The following is a 19,036-nucleotide window of genomic DNA, read 5'->3' on the forward strand; positions in this document are numbered from 1 at the left end:
GCATCATGGGCATCCCCACTTGTCGACGGCGCGCTGGAGGGCCGACCGTGGCTGGATCGTCTCATCGGGCCGTTCTGCGGGCCGCGGTCCTGGTCGTGCTTCTCGGGTTGATCGCCGCGCCGCTCGGGCGCGGGCGGGCGGCCGGTGGCTCTGACGTCGCGGACCTCGACCGGTTCGTGCGCGGGCGGCTCGCGGCCGCTCGGCTGCCGGGGATGGGGTTGGCGATCACGCGCGGGAGCGAGACCGTTCTCGTGCGGGGGTACGGAAAGGACGCGGGGGGCGCGCCGATCACCCCGGAGACCCGGTTCCGTGTCGCGTCGCTGAGCAAGTCCTTCACCGCGTTCGCCGTCATGCGGCGGGTCGAGGCCGGGCAGATCGGGCTCGACCAGCCCGTCCGCCGCTACCTGCCCGGCTTCCGGCTCGCCGACCCGGCCGGAGCGCGGATCACCGTCCGGGAGCTGCTCAACCAGACCAGTGGGCTCGGGGACGGCGGGTTCCTCAGGATCGCCCGTGATCAGCAGACGAGTCTCGCGGGGCGGGTCGCCGACCTGCGGCAGGCGCATCTGGTCGACGCGCCTGGGCGCGCATTCCACTACTGCGATCTGAACTACCAGGTCCTCGGGAGGGTCTTGGAGGTCGTCTCCGGTCGGCCGCTGTCCGATGAATTGCGCCGGTCGGTCTTCGAGCCGCTCGGTATGCGCGACACCGTTTCCGTACCCACCGCGCAGGAGGGACTACGTGTCGTACCGCGTCTTGCGCGGGGCGGGATCGTGGTTTACGGCCTGCCCGTCGGGCGGGTGGAACTGCACGGGCTGGTGGGCGGCTCCGGCGGGGTGATCACCAGTGCCCGGGACATGACCCGGTGGCTGAGGCTGCACGCGGGTGAGCCCTCGGGCCTGCTCAGCGCGGCCGGGATGCGGACGCTGCACACGCCGCCGCCCGGGGTGGACGGCGGCTACGCGATGGGCTGGTTCAGCCCGGAGGGCGCCCCGCCGCGGCTGGAGCACAACGGCGTCCTGTCGACGTTCTACGCCGACCAGGTCGTCCTGCCCGGGAGCCGCGTCGGCATCGCTCTGCTGTATCCCGTGAACGACGCCCTCGCCGATACCAGCGGGATCAAGGAGGGCGTGATCGCGCTCATGACCGGCCGCCGTCCCGCCGCGGCCCGGATCCCGGACGGCCGGGTCACGGCGGTGCTGCTCGGCATCCTCACCCTCGGCTCCGTCGTCCTGCGGACCAGGGCCCTGCTGCGCCTCCGCCGCTGGACTGACCGGGCCCGTGGCCGGGACCGGTGGCGGACGCTCGTCCTGACGGTGCCGCAGATCGCCTGGCCGGTGGCGCCCGCCGTCCTCGTGCTCGCGCTCCCCCGGCTCATGCTGCTCCTGACCGGGCGCGCCTTCTCCTACACGCAGCTGTTCCTGTCCATGCCCGCCGTCGAGACCTGGCTGGTCTCCGCCGGGGTGCTCGGGCTCGCCCTCGGAACCGCGCGGATCGTCGCGCTGCCCCGCCGGCCCGCCCGCTACCGGTCACCGGAAGACCGGTAGCGGGCGGCACGGGTCAGCGTTGGAGCTGCGGGGTGAACGCCGCCGCGCGGGCGTAGAGCTTGTACAGCTTGAACTGGCCGGCGAAGGACAGCCCGCAGGCGTTGTCGAGGACGCTGGTCGCCTTCTTGTTGCTGAGCGTGGTGCCGCGCGCTCCCGGGTGGTCGATCTGGCCGCCCATGAACACTCCCATCCTGTCGAGCATGTGCTCGCGCTGGCCGGTGTTCATCCCCTGCCAGGAATGGCACGTCACGGCCGCGAGCAGCGCGTCGTTGAGCTCTCCCGACGCGCCGTGGTCGTGGTCGTCGGCGGGCGCCGCCTTCGCGGCGGCCGGGGACTTGAACCAGGGGCACGGGCCGCCCGGCTTCAGGTCGGTCATGCAGACGAACAGCTCGGCCTCGTTCTCCAGGTTGCCGAGGCCGATGCTCAGCCAGGGGACCTTGCCGTTCAGGCAGTCGGGCAGGTTCTTCGGAGCGCTGGTCGCGTTGCCGTTGGAGTACCAGCAGTTGCCCACGTTGCCGGGGAAGGCGTCCCACCAGAAGTCCACGCCGTTGCCGGTCATCGTGTTGCCGTGGAACGAGTTGCGGTGCGAGGTGGACAGCTTCAGCGGATCGCAGCCGGTGATGGGCGAGTTCCCCGGACCGCAGACGAACGCGTCGGGGACGGCGAACAGCATCGCCCCGCGCCTGCGGTTGTCGTGGAAGCGGTTGTTGCGGACGACGTTGTCGTCGCCGCCGGCGATCCACATGCCGGTGCCGACGGGGACCGGCACCGACGGCACCACGTCGCTGCCGGGCAGGTACGGGTTGAAGTTGTTGGAGGAGAAGACGTTGTTCTCGATCAGGTCGCCCTGCTGCGGGAAGCCGGGGTGGCCCGCCGCGGTGAACACGTCGGTCGTGAAGCCGAGGGCGTTGCCGTAGAAGTTGTTGTGGTGCAGCCAGGTGGCGCTGCCGTCGGTTCCGGAGTAGCCGCTGGTGTTGTGGTGGGAGTCGCAGTAGCGGATCTCCTGGCTGTAGCGCGCCTTCGGATAGACCTTCGGGTCGCGGCCCGCCGAGGTCTTCGCGCCCGACCCCGGATAGAGCCCGGAGTCGCCGCTGCCCGCCGCCTCGCAGTTCTGTATCAGGCCGTGGTCCTCGACGAAGGTGAGGACGCCGTACTCGCCCGCGTAGAAGGTCTTGAAGCGGTCGAGCATGTAGCCGTTGGTCTCCAGCACGTAGATGGCGTGCTCCTCGGCGTGCCGGACCGTGACGTTCCGCAGGACGAAGCCGTCGGCGCGGTCGGCGCGGATGCCCACGTCCTTCGCCGAGCGGCGCGGACCGCCGTTGCCGGACGCGGGGTCGCCGGCCTCGACGACCACGTCGTCCGCGCTCACGCCCGACCCCTCCAGCTGGAGGTTGCAGCGCACGCACTCGCCGAGGTTGGGGACGCCGTGCCGGTCGACCAGCGGCGGGTCCGGGTCCTTGCCGGAGCCGGGCGAACGGCCCAGCACGGCGATCAGGTTGGCGTCGTTCGGGCACATGTACTCGCCGAGGTAGGAGTACGCCCCCGTGCTCAGCTTGTACGGGTCGCACGCCTTGTCGTGGGTGGGCTTCTGGCGCGCGGTGGGCTCGGTGTAGACGCCCGGCAGGACCACGACCCGGTCGTTGTTCCTCGAGTCGTTCACCGCGGGCTGGATCTCGTTGTACCGGCACCGCGAGGCCAGGGCCTTGTTGACGCGCGTGAGCTCCCGCGCCTCCGCGGCGCTGAAGCTCCGGTGGTCGTTCGGCCGGATGTCGTAGCCCGACTTCCGCGCCCGCTTGATCGAGGCGTCCAGGCGCTTGAGCGAGTCGGGCCGGCACACCACGCGGGTCGTGCTGCCCTTGGTCGTCTCGATCGACGACGCCAGGGTCCTGGCCTTGGGGACCGCGCCGCCCGCGCACGGGCTGACCGAGCAGTCCGGGCCGGGCAGCGGCCAGTACGAGGGGCGCTCGATGTGCGCGCCCGCGCTCGCCGTCAGCCCGAGGACCAGCCCGAACGCGGTGGCAACGATCAGCCAGAGCCTGCCGAGGAACCGTCTGCCCATAAGTCGCCCTCGTCTCCGAGGCCCCTGTCCGGCACTGCCGGGACCGCGGCCCGCAGATCAAAGAATTTGAGTGAGTTTCACGTTCAATGTAACTTCGGACACACTGAAAGATCCCGTCACACGTCCACAACCGGCCACGCCGCTCCCCCGGCTCGACCGGGCCGGTGCGACGGGGAATGCCGTGCGGGGAGCGCATTCGTCCCGGAAGAGGTGATCCGCGGGAATGGGCCGCGATCGCGTGGCTCGGAGAAAGGCCTCCTCGTGAACGGCTTGGCCCTCTCGCTCGTCCTCGCCGCCGCCGTCGTGCACGCGTTCTGGAACTTCTCCGCCAAGCGGGTCGGGGACGGCGGAGCGCCGTTCGTCTTCCTCTACTACACCGTTGGGGCCGTCGTTTTCGCCCCGGCTGCGGCGGTCTTCCTGGTCCTCTCCCCCCAGCGTCCTGAATGGACGTGGCTCCTCGCGGCGCTGGGGACCGCGCTCCTGCACGTGGCGTACGGAATCGTGCTCCAGCGCGGGTACGCGGTCGGCGACCTGTCGGTGGTCTACCCCCTGGCCAGGGGGACGGGGCCGCTGCTGTCGGTGCTGGCGGCGGTCCTCTTCCTCGGCGAGGACCCCGGCGCGGCGGGGCTGGCCGGCGCGCTCCTGGTGATCGCCGGTGTCCTGGTCGTCAGCAGCGGCGGACCGGCGGCGGACGGCGCCTCGCCCGCGCGGCGCCGCGCGGGCGTCTTCTACGGCGTGCTGACGGGGGTCGTGATCGCGGGCTACACGCTGTGGGACGCCCACTCGGTCACCGGGCTCGGCGTCCCGCCGCTGGTCTACTTCGGCGCCGGCACCCTCGTCCAGAGCCTGCTCCTCGCGCCGCACGCCCTGCGGAACCGGACGCGGGTCGCCCGGCTGTGGCGCGACCACCGCCGCGAGGCGCTGACCATCGGCCTGCTGTCGCCGGTGGCGTACCTGCTCGTGCTCTTCGCGCTCCGGATGGCGCCGGTCAGCCTGGTCGCCCCGGCCCGCGAGCTGAGCATCGTGCTCGGCGGGCTGGCCGCGTGGCGGGTCCTGGGCGAGGCGCACGCCGTCCGGCGGCTGGCGGGTTCGGTCGTGGTGCTGGCCGGGATCGCCGCCATCGCGATGGCCTGACTCCGCCGGGGCTCGACCGCCGTCTAGAAGGTGACGGCGACCTTGCCCCGGGTGTGGCCGCGCTCGACGTGGCGGAGGGCCTCGGGGAGTTCGGTGAACGGGTAGGTCCGGTCGATGACGGGGGTGACCCGTTCCTTCTCCATCAGCTCCGCCAGGAACCGCAGGTCCGTGGAGTTGGGCTTCCACCCGACGTTGGCGATGCGCTGGCTGACGAAAGGGGAGGCCAGGGCGCCGCGGACGATCTGCCCCGCGGGTCCGAGCAGCCCGCCGCGGGGCGAGGCGATCCCGCCGACGATCACGAGGGTCCCGCGGGGGGTCAGGCAGCGCCGCAGCCGGGCCAGCGACCGGTCGCCGACGATGTCCAGGAGCAGGTCGTAGCGCCCCTTCTGTTCGGTGAAGTCCTCCCGGGTGTAGTCAACGACATGGTCCGCGCCCAGGGAGCGGACCAGTTCGAGATTGCGGGTGCTGCACACACCGGTGACCTCGGCCCCGAACGCCTTGGCGAGCTGGACGGCGAACGTGCCGACGCCGCCCGAGGCCCCGTGGACGAGGACCCGCTGCCCGGCGGAGATCCGGCCCGTGTCCCGCAGCCCTTGCAGCGCGGTGTGCCCGGCCATCGACACCGACGCCGCCTGCTCGAAGGTGAGGCGGGCGGGCTTGACGGCCAGCCGGTCCTGCGGGACGGCGACGGCCTCGGCGAACGAGCCCAGGCGGACCTCCCCGAAGACCTCGTCGCCGGGACGCAGCCCGGTCACGGCGCCGCCCGTCCGTTCCACGACGCCGGCGAGGTCGGCGCCGAGTACCAGGCCGGGCCTCGGCCTCCGCAGGCCGTAGGTGAGCCGCACCAGCTTCGGGTCGGCCCGCAGGTGGCGCCAGTCGTAGGGGTTGACGGACGCCGCCCGCATCCTGACGAGCACCTCGTCCGGGCCGATGTCGGGTTCCCCGACGTCCTTGAGGGCCAGCGCGTCCGGCGGGCCGTAGCGGTCCCAGGTCCAGGCCTTCATGGCGGCTTCCTTCCGCTGGGCGTGCTCACCGGGATGGGCGTGGGACCGATCCGTTGGCATACGCCGTAAGGTTGTCATACGTCGTAAGGTAATCGTACGCCGTAAGGCGGTCAAGAGGGAGGAAGCGGATATCGCTCGGAGACGACGGACGGCGCGCTCAGGTGCGGCCGGAGAGGGTCACGACGCGGCGGCGCGGCGCCGCTCCAGCCCTTCGAGGATCAGGTCGAGGGCGAACTCGAACTCGAACTGGTCGTCGCAGAAGCCCAGGGTGCCGTCCGGGTCGTCGTGGACGGCGTCCGCGAGCATCCCCGCGAGGTTCGGGAACCGGTCGGCCATCTGCTCCATCGCCGCGGCGTCGTCGGCCGGTGCGTCGCCGGGCTGGAACAGCTCCTGGGCGAACCCGAGGGCCCGGCTGCCCAGGACGTGCAGCGCGCGGTGCGCCAGGTCGAAGGAGAAGCCGCCCGCCCGGAGAAGGCCCACGACGCGGTCGTAGTAGGCGATGACGGCGGGGCTCATGGTGGGGCGGGTGGCGAGCAGTTGCGGTGCCCAACGGTGACGGAGGAGAACCTCCCGGGCGGCGAGGATCCGCGCGCGCAGGGCCGCCCGCCAGTCCCGCTCGGGGGGCGGGGCGTCGGCCTCCTCCACCGCCGCCGTGATCTCGTCCAGGACCACCTCGACGAGACCGTCGAAGACGGCCTCCTTGTTGGCGACGTGGTGGTACAGCGACATCGCCTCGACCCCGACCTCCTGCGCGAGCCGGCGCATCGTGAGCGAGTCGAGCCCGTCGCGGTCGGCGAGGCCGGCGGCCGCGCGCAGCACCCGCCTGCGGCTCAGCGGGATGCGCGGCCGCTCGGCCACCTCGTCGGCGTCGGTCCGTGGAGTCATCGATCTTCCTCCCGACGCACTCTACCCGTACACGGTAAGTCTCCCGGAGACCTTCCCGCGCTGGGCGAGGAAAGCCTGATCGCCCGGTTCGCCTAAGGGCGCGGGAGGGGGTTCGCGCGATCCGGGCGGTACGGGGCGAGTGGCGGGGGCGGGGTGCCGTTGATCTCCTGGGTGACCAGGGCGGCCAGGTGGGGGGCGAGGGTGATGCCGCTGTGGGTGACGACCGTGTACAGGCCGGGGGCCTGGAGACCGACGAGGGGGTAGCCGTCCACCGGCAGGGGGCGGACGCACCTTCGCACTTCGGCGACCTCCGCGTTCAGGTGCGGGATGAGCGCGCGGGCGCGGGCGTGCAGTTCGCCGCCCACCGCCCGGATCAGTTCCGGGGAGGCGGACTCGTCCACGCCGGCGTCCAGGTCGTCGGCCTCCAGGTTCAGTCCCCCGGCCTCGGACTGCCTGACGGACAGGCCGGGGGCGTGGACGAGGCCGTTGACGACGGTCTGCGACGCGGACGTGATGGCGACGAGGCACGGGGCCGCCGAGCCCGGCTCGGACGGATCCACCAGCGGAAGGGTGACCCCGGCCGTGGCCAGGAGTTTGGGGCTGCGCCAGCCCGCGGCGCAGATCGTGAGGTCGGCGTCCAGGGCGCGGCCGTCGTCCAGCCGCACGCCGGTCACGCGGTCGCCGTCGGTGGTGAGGCGCATCGCACGGTGGCCCGTCACGAGGGCGGCGCCCGATTCCCGGGCGCGGCCGGCCAGCGCCCGCGCGGCGGGGCCTCCGTGCACGTGGCCCTCGTCGGGGTAGTGCACGACGAGCGCGTCCCCTGGCACGCGGATGTGCGGTTCCAGTTCGCGCACCTGGCCGGGGCCGATCAGGTCGGCGGCGTAGCCGAGGGCGGTGAGGCGGGCGACCCGGTCGGCCAGCCGCTCCTTGGCGTCGTCGGTGGTCGCCCACGTGATGTTGCCCGACGGCCGGTACCAGGCCGGGTCGCCGAACTCCGCCGCCAGGTCGCGCCACGCGGACATCGCCGCGGTCCGGAACCGGTGGTAGGACGGGTCGGAGGGGTCGTTGGCGTTGATCCAGGCGTAGCTCGTGCCGGACGTCCCGGCGCCGGGCTCCTCCCCCTCGACCACCGTGACCTCGTGCCGCCGGAGCGCGGGGCCTCCGGCCGCCGGACGGGTGAGCCGGTCCGCCAGGGCGGCCCCGACGATCCCTGCACCCACGACCAGTACGCGCATGCCCTCAGAATGACATCCGCTCCCCGAGGTGGCGAGGGCCCTTCGTCCCCGGCCCCGTTCTGCGGTCGGCGGAATCGCTGGGGCCCCGCGGGGAGGCCGATCTACGATGTGCGCATGGCCGAGACCGCGCGACCGCTCACGCCCGCCGACGACATCGAGAAGCCGCACGAGCATGCGCCGCACGGGCATGCGCCGCACCGGCCCGCCGCGGCGCGCCCGCCGGCCGAGCCGCTGTGGCGCGACGCGCTCGGCCAGTGCCTGCGGCGCGCACGGCTCGAACGCGGCGAGATCCTCGTGGAGACCGCCCGCCGGGCGGGGGTCTCACCCCAGTACCTCTCCGAGATCGAGCGCGGCGTGAAGGAGCCGTCGAGCGAGATGATCGCCGCCGTCGCCGGCGCCCTCGACATGACGCTCGGCGATCTGACGCTGGCGATCGCGACGGGCCTGCTGGCCGTGCCGGCCGGAGCGGCTCCGGCCGGCCCGACCTGCCAGGCGGCGTACGCCCTCGCCGCGTAGCCGGTCCCGCTACGCGGGCATCGGCTGCCGCTCCTCCAGGACGTGGTCGATGAGGCCGTACTCCAGCGCCGCGTTCGCGGTGAAGACGCGGTCCCGGTCGGTGTCGGCGCGCAGGGTCGCGACGTCCTGCCCGGTGTGCCGGGCGAGGATGCCCTCGATGTCCGCGCGGACGCGGACGACCTCGTCGGCCTGGAGGATGAGGTCCGGGATCGCCCCGCGGCCCTGCCCGATCGGCTGGTGCAGGACGACCCTGGTGTGGGGCAGGGCCGCGCGCTTGCCGGGGTCGCCGGCGGCCAGGAGCACGGCGCCGACGGCGACCGCCTGGCCCACGCACGTCGTCGCCACGGGCGCGCGGATGTAGCGCAGCGTGTCGTACACGGCGAGCATCGCGCTCGGGTCTCCGCCCTCGCAGTTGATGTACAGCTGGATGTCGCGCTCGGGGTTGTCGGACTCCAGGTACAGCAGCTGCGCGACGAGGGCGTTCGCCACGCCCGCGTCGATGGCGGTGCCGAGGTAGATGATCCGTTCGGTCAGCAGGTGCGAGTAGACGTCCATGATCCGTTCACCGCGGGGGTGCTGCGCGATGACGTTCGGGATCGTGTAGGTGCTCATCGCGCGTCTCCTCCGGACGGTGCGCCGAGCCCGACGGGTCGGCGGCGGGTGGGCATGACCTCGTCGAACGTGCTGACGATCGCGTCGATGAACCCGTAGTCGAGCGCCTCCTGCGCGGTGTACCAGCGGTCGTGCAGCGAGTCCTCGAAGACGCGCTCGATGGGCTGGCCGGTGTCCTCGGCGATGAGGCCGAGCACCGTGTCCCGGGTGTGGCGCAGGTCGTTGGCCTGCAGTTCGATGTCGACGGCGGCGCCCGCGATCCCGGCGGAGCCCTGGTGCATCAGCACGCGGGCGTGCGGCATCGCGCGGCGCTTTCCGGGCGTGCCGGACGACAGCAGGAACTGGCCGGCGCTGTAGGCGATGCCGAGCACCAGCGTGGACACGTCGCACGGGATGAGCCGCATGACGTCGCGGATCGCCAGCATCGACGGCACCGACCCGCCGGGCGAATGGATCCACAGCGCGATGTCGGTCGAGGAGTCCTCCCTCGCCAGGGTCATCAGCTGCGTCGCCAGCAGCGTGCCGTTGTCGTCGTCCAGCGGGCCGTCGAGCACGAGGACGCGCTGCTGGTAGAGCTCGCTCCGCACGCGTTCGTTGAACAACGGGATTGACTGTTCCTCGCTCATGCCCCTCACTCTGCGCCCGCCCGCGGACCGGTCACAGCCTGATCTGCCCTCGGCGGATCCGCTCAGAGCAGCGCGCCCCGCGGGCACGAGGGCATGTTCCCTGGTCAGAGCGGGTATCAGCAGGATTCCGGACGTGGGGCCGAGACGGACTCGGGGGGAGCTTTGCGCGAGGAGAGCAGCGGCATGGACGCCGAAAGGGACGTCGAGCGGCGCGTCACGCGCGTCGGCACCGGCGCGAGCGACAGGCCCGGGACGCTGGAGACGGAGGCCGGCCCGGGCGCCGGCGAGGCCGAGACCGACGTCCGCGAGCGCGTCCACCACCTCGGGACGGGCGGGCACGGCGACCTCGGAGACCGGGCGCCGGAGTCCGAGGGCGCCGAGGCCCGGGCGGACGTGCGGCGGCGCGTCCAGGGCGTGGGCACGGGCGCGAGCGAGGCCGCCGGAACGCTCGGGACGGACCCGGCGCCCGACACCGGCGGTGCGCGCAGGGACGTCGAGCGGCGGGTCCGGCACCTCGGGACGGGCGCGAGCGGCACCGCCGGAGACAGGACGGCGAGCGAGGAGTGAGCGTCAGGCGACGTCCACGGGCGGTGTGCCGTGGGTGTGGAAGGACTCGATGGTCTTCAGTCCCCACGCCTGGCCCTTGGCGCGTTCGGCCTCGGTCCAGGTGACGGTCTTCCAGTCCGGGGCCAGGATGAGGCGGGCGCACGGGTTGCACAGCTCGATCCGGTTGCCGCCCGGCTCGTAGACGTAGAGGAAGAACGTCTGCTGGATGGCGTGCTTGTGCGGCCCGGTCTCGATGAAGACGCCGTTGTCGAGGAAGATGTCGGCGGCCCGCAGGATGTCCTCGCGGGTGTCGGTGGCGAACGCGATGTGGTGCAGGCGGCCGCGGGTGCCCGTCCAGTCGCGCGTGTAGACCAGGTCGTAGGACTTGTTGGTGAAGGTCAGCCACCGCGCGCCGATGGTGCCGTCGTCCAGCCGGATCTGCTCGGTGGGGTGCCCGCCGAGCACGTCGCGGACGAACCCGGTGCTCGGCTCCACCTCGGCGGCCAGGAAGTTGACGTGGTCGAGGCGGCGGACGCAGACGCCGAGCGCCGGGTAGGCCTGCGCCTGGTTCTTCAGCGCCGGCGCCAGCTCCGGCGGCGCCTCGTACCACTGCGACTCCCAGTAGATCTCCAGCTCGTGGCCGTCCGGGTCGCGGAACACGTAGGTGGGGCCTAGGCCGGGGTCGCCGTCCCGCCAGCCGATGCCGAGCCCGGCCGCCTCGATCGCCTCGACGCGCCGGTCCAGGGCCTCCTGGGAGGAGGCGCGCAGCCCGGTGCGGCGGATGCCGGACGTGCTGTGCGCGGTCAGCTTGAGTGTGTGGTGCTCGTAGTCGTCCCAGGTGCGCAGGTACACCGAGTCGCCCTCGGCGCCGACCTCGGTGAGGCCCATCACGCGGGTGAAGAACCACAGGCTCCGCTCCGGTTCGGGGGTCAGCAGCTCGACGTGCGCGACGTGCGCGATCTCGTGCTCGATGCTCATGGGGAACTCCGGGGGAAGACGATGCCGTCGAAGAGCTTGCGGGCGGTGCGGACGATGCTCGACCGGCGCGGGGACGTGCCGTCGAGCTCCACCTCGACCTCCAGCCGCCCGGTAAGGTGCTCGACGCTCATCGGCGCGCCGGGTCCGGGGAGGCTCGCCATGTCGTGGCCGGCGGCGCCGGCGGCCGACGCGGTCGCGCCCGAATCCACACCGAATCGTGCATCGCGGTCCCCCAGATTGTCAACAATCTTGCGTCCGATATTGGCGTTGAAACCCTGGGTCCGCCTTGAGCGCGCTGGTGACGCTGACGAGGTGCCGGCACGCCGCCCGCTCGGTCGCGTCGGGCGCGTGCGCGCATGCCGCGTCGATGATGGCGAGATGCTCGGCCCGCGACACGCTCGGCCGGGACTCAGGAAGGCGTGGACGCGGTGAGCGGGGAGGAGGCTGCCGGGGTGCTGGCCGTCGTCGCGCTGAAGGAGGTGTAGCCGGTGGCGATGCGGGGCGGGGCGCCGTCCGCCTCGTCGCCGGGCAGCTGGTTCTCGGGCGCGCTCGCCTGGTCGCCTTGCGGCTGTTCTGGAAGTGGCATGGCTCGTCTCCCCGCGGCGACCGAAGTGATCGGTCCGCTCTACCGCACCGCCTCCGGTCTAAACATTTCCCTGGTGGTCGCCTACCGGGGGCGATCCGCTAGGGGCTCGGGATCAGTGTGCGGGCGTGGGCGGCGGCTGCGAGGTGGGCCGGGTCGCCGGTCCGGTCGAAGGCTTCGACGGCGGTGTCGGTGAACTTCAGGACGTGCTCGTCGCCGTGGTCCGCCGCGCGTTCCAGCGCTGCGGCGGGGGTGAGCCCGGCGGGTTCCCGATGCGGGGCCGGATCGGCGGGGGCGTAGGTCGCGACGATCGCGGCGGCCGCCGCCCACGCGGCCGTGAAGCCGCCCGTCCACAGCCGCGCCGGCAGCACCGGCAGGATGTGCCGGACGGCGTTCGGGGCCGTGGCGGCGTGCACCAGCAGGACGGGCGCGGCGCGGCCGAGGCCGAGGTACGCCGAGACCGCCGCGCCGACGAGGGATTCGAGGCGCTCGGGCACCTCCTCGGCCGACGCCGGGCCGCGCAGCCGGCGGACGCTCGCCGGCCAGCCGGACGTCCCGGCGAGCCGGTCCAGGCGGTGCGCGATGTATCCGCTCTGGTCCGCCAGGCGCGCGACGCCGCGGAGGGCGTCGGCCGGTGCGAGCACTCCCCCGGGCGGGACGATTCCCGGCAGCTCGCGGTACCGCGCGGCCCAGAAGGCGAGCCCGTGCGCGAGCTCCTCGACCAGCTCCGGCGCGGGCGGGGCGCCGGAGGCGTCGCGCAGGGCCCGTACGGCGTGCCCGACCCGGATGACGCCGTGGGTCGAGCCCGCCACGATGCCGGGGAGCAGGCGCGGCCACCACTCGGTGAGCACGTCCGTCCACGGCCGCTCGCGCAGCTCGGTGCGGAAGAAGCGCGTCCAGGCGGGCAGGCGCCGGGCGGACCCGAGCGCCGCGCGCCAGTCGCGCCGGGAGATCTCCGCGCCGGACGAGGGCGGCTCCGCGAGGCGCCGCACGTAGCGGTCGAGCCAGCGGTCGACGTCGACGTCCAGGCCGCGCCGCACGATGACCTCGACCGCCATCGGCCCGTGGTTGGTCATCCCGTGGTCGCCCTCCTCGTCGCCGCCGAACTCCGGGCCGTAGGCGTGAAGGCGCTGGTAGGACTCGAGCAGACGGTCATGCGCTGTGGTCATGCGGGCAGTGTCCGCCCGCCGCCGGGACCGGGGCGACGATTAGGCTCTGCCCTAATCGAAGGGGCGGTCGGTGATCCACCCGCATGTCACGGCGGCCGACCTGGGCCGCGTCCGGTTCGCGTCGTCGCCGCTGTGGGAGTGCGTCGCCAGCGTGCGCACCCTCCAGGCCGCGCGCGACGGATGGCACCTGCACCGCGCGTGGTGCGACCGTGTCCGCGCCCGGGTTCACGAGCGGCTCCCGCCGCACGTGATGGAGCTGCTCACGGCGCTGGTGCGGCCCGCCGGCTACATCCCCGACTTCCTGGTCCCCTCGCCGCCCCGGCGGACCGTTCCGTTCGAGGACGCCCTCGCGCAGGTCGCCGCGGCCGACCCCGGGACGGTGGCCCGCGAGCTCGCGCACCTCGCCCGCCACCGCGCCGCGCAGCGCGGCGAGGGGCGGGAGCGGCGCAGGGCGCTGCTCCAGTCGCTCGTCGACCGGCCCGACGCCGGAATCGCGCGGGTCGCCGACGCGCTCGCGGCCTACCACCGGGTGGCGGTCGCGCCGGAGTGGGCACGGATCGAGGCGGTGCTCCAGGACGACGTCGCCCACCGGCTCCAGGCCCTCGCCGGCGGCGGCGTCCAGAAGATGATGCGCGACCTGCACCCGTCGGTCGGGTTCGCGGACGGCGTCGTCCGGGTCGTCAAGGACTACGAGGGGCACGCCGATCTCGGCGGCCGCGGCCTGGTCCTGGTGCCGTGCGCGTTCGCCTGGCCGGACGTCATCGTCCTCACCGCGCGGCCGAACGTCCCGACCGTGTCCTACGCGCCCCGCGGCGTCGGCAGGCTCTGGGCCCGGCACCCCACCCCCGCCGCCGCGGCGCTCGCCGAGGTGCTCGGGCGGACCCGCGCGGCCCTCCTGGCGCAGCTGGACCTCCCCATGTCGACCGCCCAGGCCGCCGCGCAGCTCGCCCTGTCGGCGCCCTCGGTCAACGCGCACCTCCAGGCTCTGCGGGCGGCGGGCCTGCTCGCGGCTCGGCGCGACGGGCGGCGCGTCCTGTACTCCAGGACGGAGCTGGGCGACCGGCTCCTGGCGGGCCGCTGACTCAGCGGGAGCTGCTCTGCGTGGCGCGGTAGTGGGAGGGCGAGACGCCGTAGAGGCCGCGGAACGCCTGGCGGAGCGCCTCCTCGCTGCCGAACCCGCAGCGGGCGGCGATCGTCTCCACGGTCAGCGCCGTGCCGGTCAGCAGGTGAGCGGCGGCCTCGCCGCGCGCCCGGCGCACGAACCGCCCCGGGCTCATGCCGAGCTCGGCCATGAACAGGCGGGACAGATGGCGCTGGCTGACGCCCGCGCGGGCGGCCAGCGCCGCCGTCGACAGGTCCGCCGCCGGGTTCCCGGCGATGTGCGCGACGGCGTCCTGGACGAGGGAGTGGCGCGCCGAGGGCGCCGTGAACATGCTCATCTGCGCCTGGTTGCCGGGCCGCTGCAGGTAGGTCACGAGTTGCCGCGACACGTTCCGGGCCAGGTCCGGACTCACGTCCGCCTCGATGAACGACAGCGTGAGGTCCAGGGCGGCGGTCACTCCGGCGGACGTGCAGACCCGCCCGTCGGTCAGGAAGATCGGTCCGCTGTCGAACTCGACGGCCGGGAACCGGCCCGCCAGGTAGTCGGCGTGCTCCCAGTGCGTCGACGCGCGGCGCCCGTCCAGGAGTCCGGCGGCGGCGAGCACCCCGGCGCCGGTGCACACCGACGCCACGCGGCGGGACTCCAGGCCGAGCCTGCGCACGTGCGCGACCAGCCGCCCGTCCTCCATCGCGTCGACATAGCCGATGCCCCCGGACACCACCAGCGTGTCGAGCGGCCCGGTGACCCGCTCCAGCGAGCACTGCGCCTGGAGGGTCAGGCCCGTCCCGGTGTGGATCGGCCGGCCGCCCGGTGAGGCGAGCGAGACGTCGTAGACGCCCATGCGGTTCAGGAAGTTGGCCACCTGGAGCGCCGAGACGACGCAGGCGATGTCCAGCAGTTCGGCCGCCGGGTAGCCCACCACGAGGACGCGGCGCATTTCGTGCATACTGCCACGGTATTGCCCGTCGGCGCCCCTATCACCTATGTCCGATAGACCGCTACCCCAAGTTTTCGGACCTCCCCGCGTCCGGAGCTGGCGGGAGCCCACCCGGCGCGCCGAGAGTGATGCCATGGCTACCTCGTCCCACACCCTGGACTCCGATTCACGGGCCACCGCCCGCCCGCGCGCCTCATGGCGGCGGCTCACCCTGCACTACGTCGAGATGGTGCTCGCGATGTTCGCCGGGATGATCGTCCTCGGCGCGCTCCGCGCGGCCCTCGGGCTGACCGTCGGGTTCGACGCGCATCCGGGCGCCCACTACCTGCTCATGGCCACCGACATGGCGGTCGGCATGGCCGCCTGGATGCGCCTGCGCCGCCACGGCTGGGGCTGCACCCTGGAGATGTGCGCCGCGATGTACGTTCCGGCGCTGCTGGTCCCGCTCGTCTGGGCCGACGTCATGAGCGGAATGGCGTTCATGACGGCCGCGCACGTCCTGATGATGGTCGCGATGCTCGCCGTGCTGCTCCGGCGCCGGCGCGAGTACCACCACTGAGGCCGCCGCCATGACCGCACCCGAGACCACGGTCGTCATCCCGCTGTACGACCGCTTCACCGCGCTGGACGTCGTCGGCCCGTACCAGATGCTGGCGCTCACGCCCGGCGTGCGCGTGGTGTTCGCCGCCGAGCAGGCGGGCCCCGTGCGCGACGACTGCCGCACCCTCCAGATGACCGCCGTCGGCCTCGACGAGGCGCCGCGCCCGGACGTGGTGGTCGTCCCCGGCGGCCCCGGCACCGTCCACGTCCTGGAAGGGGCGCTCCCGGACTGGCTGCGCGACGTCCACGCCACCACCCGCTGGACGGCCTCGGTGTGCTCCGGGTCGCTCATCCTCGGCGCCGCGGGCCTCATCAAGGGGCTGCGCGCGACCACCCACTACCGGCACCTGGACAAGCTTCCCCTCTTCGGGGCCGACCCGACGCCGGAGCGCGTCGTGGTCGACGAGGACGCCCGCATCGTGACCGCCGCGGGCGTCTCCAGCGGGATCGACATGGCGCTGCGCCTCGTCGAGCTCCTCACCGACACGCGGACCGCCCAGGCCGTGCAGCTCTGGACGGAGTACGACCCGCAGCCCCCGTTCGACGCCGGCTCCCCGGCGCGCGCTCCCGAGGACGTCGTGGAGCTGGCCGCCGAGTACGAGGCGGCCGCGCTGGAGGACGCGATGCGGGCGCGCTGACCCGCGAGCGCGGCGACCCGCGAGCAGGCGACCGCCTCGACGGCCGCGGGGGCGCCGCCGGGGCGCGTCCCGGCCGCCCTCCGGGCCGCCGCGCCCTACAATTCCACGGGTGACCGCCTACAGTGATCTTGATCCGTTCGGGGACCTGGACGCCTCCGCGCTGCCCCCGCGCCAGCAGCGGATCCTGGCGATGATCCGCGACTGGGCGGTCAGGTACGGGTACGCGCCGAGCACGCGCCAGATCGGCGACGCCGTCGGCCTGCGGTCGCCGTCGTCGGTGTCGCGCCATCTGGCGAGCCTGGAGGACAAGGGGTTCCTGCGGCGCGGCGCCGCGGTCTCCCGGCCGATCGACGTGCGCATGTTCCTGCCGGACCGTCCGGCGCGGGAGTCCGCCGACGGCCCGGTGACCGTGCCCGTCGTCGGGGACATCGCGGCCGGCGTCCCCATCCCGGCCGAGGAGCACGCCGACGACACGCTGGTGCTGCCCCGCGAGCTGACGGGGCGCGGCACCGTCTTCGGCCTGCGCGTGCGGGGCGACTCGATGATCGACGCCGCGATCTGCGACGGCGACATCGTCGTGGTGCGCCGGCAGCCCGAGGCCCACTCGGGGCAGATCGTGGCCGCCATGATCGACGGCGAGGCCACCGTGAAGGTGTACCGGCGCCGCGACGGCCACGTCCTGCTCGAACCCCGCAACCCCGCCTACGAAGTGATCGACGGCGACGAGGCGACCGTCCTCGGCATCGTCGTCTCGGTCCTCCGCAACCTCTGATCGCACGGAGACGCCGACCGTCCTCGGCGGCCGGCCTCTCCGATCCCCCGCCGCCCGGAAGTGCGCCGGTCGGGGGGTGCGGGTGTCAGCGGCGTCCGCCGAACTCCCAGGCATGGACCTCGATGGCGGCGTAGCGGTCCTCGGTCAGGACGGCGCGGGCCGTGTCCGCGTCCGGGGCGCGCAGGAGGGCGGCCGTGCCGAGCCAGGCGGAGCCGTCGTCGGAGAGCAGGGGGCCGAAGGCGATCAGGTCGTCGTTCGGCGGCGCCTCCAGGTCGGCGGCCTCCCCCTCCCCCAGGCCGATGACGAGGAAGCGGTCGCCGCCGGTCCGGCCGCCGGAGAACTCCCACATCGTGCGGCCCAGCGTGTTGCGCCACCGGCGGATCACGACGTCCCGGTACGCCCCGGCCTGGTAGCACGGCTCGTCGAAGGCGAACTCGCGGGCCGCGGCGGGATCCGGCAGGTCGACGATGTGGACGCTGCCGGTGAGGACGTCGCCCTCGAAGGTGGGGCCCCGGGCGATCAGCTCCTTCTCGAACCGGTCCATGTAGGACCAGTGCTCCTCCAGCAGGACTTCGCGAAGCCGGTCCGAGCCGGGCCGGTCACGGTGGTAGCAGAAGAACTCCATCCGGGTTTTCTACCACCCGCCGGGATCAGGCGGGCTCGCGCGGTACGACGGTCATGTGGATGTCCTCGGCGGCCCAGAGGACGAAGCGCTCGATGGGCGTGACCGTCCGGTCGGGCACCGGCCGGAACGCGAGGCGCTTGAGCAGGACCGCCAGGACGAGTTGGGCCTCGACCATCGCGAGCGCGGCGCCCTCGCAGCTGCGCGGGCCGATCCCGAAGGGGATGTAGGCCAGGCGCGGGCGCCCGGCCGACGCCTCCGGCGCGAACCGGCCGGGGTCGAACGTCTGCGGGTCGGGCCAGTAGTCGGTGTTCGTGTGCACGGCCCAGAACGGGTAGAAGATCGTGGTGCCGGCCGGGACGGTGTACTCGCCGAGCACGAGGTCCTCGGTCGCCTCCCGCGCGCCGTACGGTCCCGGCGGGTACAGCCGCATGGTCTCGCGGAGGACCATGTCCAGGTAGGTGAGCTGCTTGAGGTCGCCGTACTCGGGGACGGAGCGGTCGCCGAGCACCCGGTCCAGCTCCTCGACGACGCGCTCGGCGGCGTCCGGGTGCCGGCCCAGCAGGTACAGCGTCCAGGAGATGGCGACGCCGGTGGTGTGGTGGGCGGCGAGCATCGTCATGAGGACCGTGTCGCGGATCCGCGCCGGGGACTCGCCCGCCTCGGCGAGGGCGGCGATGAGGTCGCTCCGGCCGGCCGGCTCGGAGCCGCGCTCGCGGTGCGCGGTGAGCACCTGGTCGACGGTGGCGCGCAGGTAGGCCAGGGCCTCCTGGGCGCGGCTCCCCTTCCCGTCCCCGGCCGGGCCCATGTACTCGGTGAGGACGGTCTCGAACGCCGACACGACCCGCGCGGCCGAGTCCGGCGACTCCAGGCCGCTGCCGAGCGCGTACTGGCAGATCATGCGCAGCGACAGCTCGCTCAGGTCCTGCTGGAGCGCGATCGGGCCGTCCTTCGCCTGCCAGCGGTCGGCCAGCTCGGTGGCCAGCGCGGTGAAGCGGGCGAAGTGCGCCTCGTGCGAGGGACGCCCGGCCAGCACCGACAGCATCACCCGCCGCCAGGGGCCGTGCTCGTCCGCCGGGATCGTCTGCAGGTTGCCCGACTCCTGGAGCGGCGCCAGGAACTCGAACAGCTTCTCCGGCCGCTTGTTGATCTTCGCGGTGGCCTCCAGCAGCACCGGGTCGGCGACCGACACCGCCAGGCCTGCGCCGGGCAGCGGGAACCGCACCACCGGCCCGTACTCGGCGTGCAGCCTCAACTGGTACTCGTGCAGCCCTCCGGCCGCCGCGATGGCGGCGGACCCGTCGTCCCGGGCGGGCGGTCCCGGGATCCGGGAAGGGGTGCCGGCGTCGACTCGCATTCGCGCTCTCCCGCGTTGGCATCGTCGTTTCGGTTGTTTCCGAGTTGATCGCAATGCTTACATGTCACGGGTAACTTCGCGACATTTCCCGGGTGGAAAGTCGCGGCGCCGCAAGCC

General features: G+C 73.4%; 21 protein-coding genes. 8 read left to right on the forward strand and 13 right to left on the reverse strand.

Annotation, left to right across the window (positions count from 1 at the left end; translation table 11 throughout):
* The first annotated feature begins 47 nt into the window (after positions 1-47).
* On the forward strand, positions 48-1,544 hold the full coding sequence (locus tag AB0C21_RS34080; RefSeq protein ID WP_500209827.1) for a serine hydrolase domain-containing protein: 1,497 nt from the start codon (positions 48-50) through the stop codon (positions 1,542-1,544).
* Between the two features lie 13 nt (positions 1,545-1,557).
* Here the strand turns inward: AB0C21_RS34080 and AB0C21_RS34085 are convergent, their stop codons facing one another.
* The gene (locus tag AB0C21_RS34085) at positions 1,558-3,603 is read right to left on the reverse strand and encodes a right-handed parallel beta-helix repeat-containing protein (RefSeq protein WP_500209830.1); all 2,046 of its coding nucleotides are present in this window, start codon (positions 3,601-3,603) and stop codon (positions 1,558-1,560) included.
* A gap of 261 nt (positions 3,604-3,864) precedes the next feature.
* Between AB0C21_RS34085 and AB0C21_RS34090 the strand changes: the two genes are divergently transcribed.
* The gene (locus AB0C21_RS34090) at positions 3,865-4,737 is read left to right on the forward strand and encodes an EamA family transporter (protein WP_500209832.1); all 873 of its coding nucleotides are present in this window, start codon (positions 3,865-3,867) and stop codon (positions 4,735-4,737) included.
* Positions 4,738-4,760: 23 nt separating this feature from the next.
* On the opposite strand, the gene AB0C21_RS34095 is transcribed toward AB0C21_RS34090, so the two are convergent.
* The 3 genes from AB0C21_RS34095 to AB0C21_RS34105 all read right to left on the reverse strand — a co-directional run bounded on the left by AB0C21_RS34095 (position 4,761) and on the right by AB0C21_RS34105 (position 7,861).
* Entirely contained in the window at positions 4,761-5,741 is a 981-nt protein-coding gene (locus AB0C21_RS34095; RefSeq protein WP_500209834.1) for an NAD(P)-dependent alcohol dehydrogenase, read from the reverse strand.
* A 177-nt stretch (positions 5,742-5,918) separates the two neighbouring features.
* Complete coding sequence (locus tag AB0C21_RS34100) at positions 5,919-6,626, reverse strand: TetR/AcrR family transcriptional regulator (RefSeq protein WP_500209836.1); 708 nt, start codon at positions 6,624-6,626, stop codon at positions 5,919-5,921.
* Positions 6,627-6,718: 92 nt separating this feature from the next.
* Entirely contained in the window at positions 6,719-7,861 is a 1,143-nt protein-coding gene (locus AB0C21_RS34105; protein ID WP_500209838.1) for an NAD(P)/FAD-dependent oxidoreductase, read from the reverse strand.
* Positions 7,862-7,975: 114 nt separating this feature from the next.
* On the opposite strand from AB0C21_RS34105, the gene AB0C21_RS34110 reads away from it, so the two are divergent.
* A complete protein-coding gene (locus AB0C21_RS34110) occupies positions 7,976-8,377 on the forward strand; it encodes a helix-turn-helix domain-containing protein (RefSeq protein WP_500209840.1) in 402 nt (133 codons plus the stop codon).
* Between the two features lie 9 nt (positions 8,378-8,386).
* On the opposite strand, the gene AB0C21_RS34115 is transcribed toward AB0C21_RS34110, so the two are convergent.
* Complete coding sequence (locus AB0C21_RS34115; RefSeq protein WP_149263207.1) at positions 8,387-8,989, reverse strand: ClpP family protease; 603 nt, start codon at positions 8,987-8,989, stop codon at positions 8,387-8,389.
* Positions 8,986-9,615, reverse strand: coding sequence for a ClpP family protease (locus tag AB0C21_RS34120; protein ID WP_149263206.1), 630 nt, complete (start codon positions 9,613-9,615; stop codon positions 8,986-8,988). Before AB0C21_RS34120 ends, AB0C21_RS34115 begins: the two co-directional genes overlap by 4 nt.
* A gap of 183 nt (positions 9,616-9,798) precedes the next feature.
* Between AB0C21_RS34120 and AB0C21_RS34125 the strand changes: the two genes are divergently transcribed.
* Positions 9,799-10,182: a hypothetical protein gene (locus tag AB0C21_RS34125; protein WP_500209843.1), complete on the forward strand. Its 384-nt coding sequence runs from the start codon at positions 9,799-9,801 to the stop codon at positions 10,180-10,182.
* A gap of 3 nt (positions 10,183-10,185) precedes the next feature.
* Here the strand turns inward: AB0C21_RS34125 and AB0C21_RS34130 are convergent, their stop codons facing one another.
* The 4 genes from AB0C21_RS34130 to AB0C21_RS34145 all read right to left on the reverse strand — a co-directional run bounded on the left by AB0C21_RS34130 (position 10,186) and on the right by AB0C21_RS34145 (position 12,891).
* Positions 10,186-11,139, reverse strand: a complete 954-nt coding sequence (locus AB0C21_RS34130; protein WP_500209845.1) for a catechol 2,3-dioxygenase — start codon at positions 11,137-11,139, stop codon at positions 10,186-10,188.
* A complete protein-coding gene (locus AB0C21_RS34135; RefSeq protein WP_500209847.1) occupies positions 11,136-11,348 on the reverse strand; it encodes a hypothetical protein in 213 nt (70 codons plus the stop codon). The genes AB0C21_RS34130 and AB0C21_RS34135 overlap by 4 nt, the downstream gene beginning before the upstream one ends.
* A 200-nt stretch (positions 11,349-11,548) precedes the next feature.
* Positions 11,549-11,725: a hypothetical protein gene (locus tag AB0C21_RS34140; protein ID WP_500209849.1), complete on the reverse strand. Its 177-nt coding sequence runs from the start codon at positions 11,723-11,725 to the stop codon at positions 11,549-11,551.
* 98 nt (positions 11,726-11,823) lie between these two features.
* On the reverse strand, positions 11,824-12,891 hold the full coding sequence (locus AB0C21_RS34145; RefSeq protein WP_500209851.1) for a questin oxidase family protein: 1,068 nt from the start codon (positions 12,889-12,891) through the stop codon (positions 11,824-11,826).
* A gap of 70 nt (positions 12,892-12,961) precedes the next feature.
* On the opposite strand from AB0C21_RS34145, the gene AB0C21_RS34150 reads away from it, so the two are divergent.
* Positions 12,962-13,972, forward strand: a complete 1,011-nt coding sequence (locus tag AB0C21_RS34150) for a DUF5937 family protein (RefSeq protein WP_500209853.1) — start codon at positions 12,962-12,964, stop codon at positions 13,970-13,972.
* 1 nt (position 13,973) lies between these two features.
* Here AB0C21_RS34150 and AB0C21_RS34155 read toward each other — a convergent pair whose 3' ends face one another.
* Positions 13,974-14,939, reverse strand: a complete 966-nt coding sequence (locus AB0C21_RS34155) for a GlxA family transcriptional regulator (RefSeq protein WP_500209855.1) — start codon at positions 14,937-14,939, stop codon at positions 13,974-13,976.
* 124 nt (positions 14,940-15,063) lie between these two features.
* Between AB0C21_RS34155 and AB0C21_RS34160 the strand changes: the two genes are divergently transcribed.
* The 3 genes from AB0C21_RS34160 to lexA all read left to right on the forward strand — a co-directional run bounded on the left by AB0C21_RS34160 (position 15,064) and on the right by lexA (position 16,940).
* Complete coding sequence (locus AB0C21_RS34160) at positions 15,064-15,489, forward strand: LPXTG cell wall anchor domain-containing protein (protein ID WP_500209856.1); 426 nt, start codon at positions 15,064-15,066, stop codon at positions 15,487-15,489.
* Positions 15,490-15,499: 10 nt separating this feature from the next.
* Entirely contained in the window at positions 15,500-16,168 is a 669-nt protein-coding gene (locus tag AB0C21_RS34165; RefSeq protein ID WP_149263202.1) for a DJ-1/PfpI family protein, read from the forward strand.
* Positions 16,169-16,268: 100 nt separating this feature from the next.
* Positions 16,269-16,940: a transcriptional repressor LexA gene (gene lexA / locus AB0C21_RS34170; RefSeq protein ID WP_500209921.1), complete on the forward strand. Its 672-nt coding sequence runs from the start codon at positions 16,269-16,271 to the stop codon at positions 16,938-16,940.
* Between the two features lie 85 nt (positions 16,941-17,025).
* Here the strand turns inward: lexA and AB0C21_RS34175 are convergent, their stop codons facing one another.
* Positions 17,026-17,565, reverse strand: a complete 540-nt coding sequence (locus AB0C21_RS34175) for a YciI family protein (protein ID WP_500209857.1) — start codon at positions 17,563-17,565, stop codon at positions 17,026-17,028.
* 25 nt (positions 17,566-17,590) lie between these two features.
* Positions 17,591-18,919, reverse strand: coding sequence for a cytochrome P450 (locus tag AB0C21_RS34180; protein ID WP_500209859.1), 1,329 nt, complete (start codon positions 18,917-18,919; stop codon positions 17,591-17,593).
* Positions 18,920-19,036: the final 117 nt, after the last annotated feature.

This window comes from Spirillospora sp. NPDC049024 (assembly GCF_040649235.1).
Classification (GTDB): domain Bacteria; phylum Actinomycetota; class Actinomycetes; order Streptosporangiales; family Streptosporangiaceae; genus Spirillospora.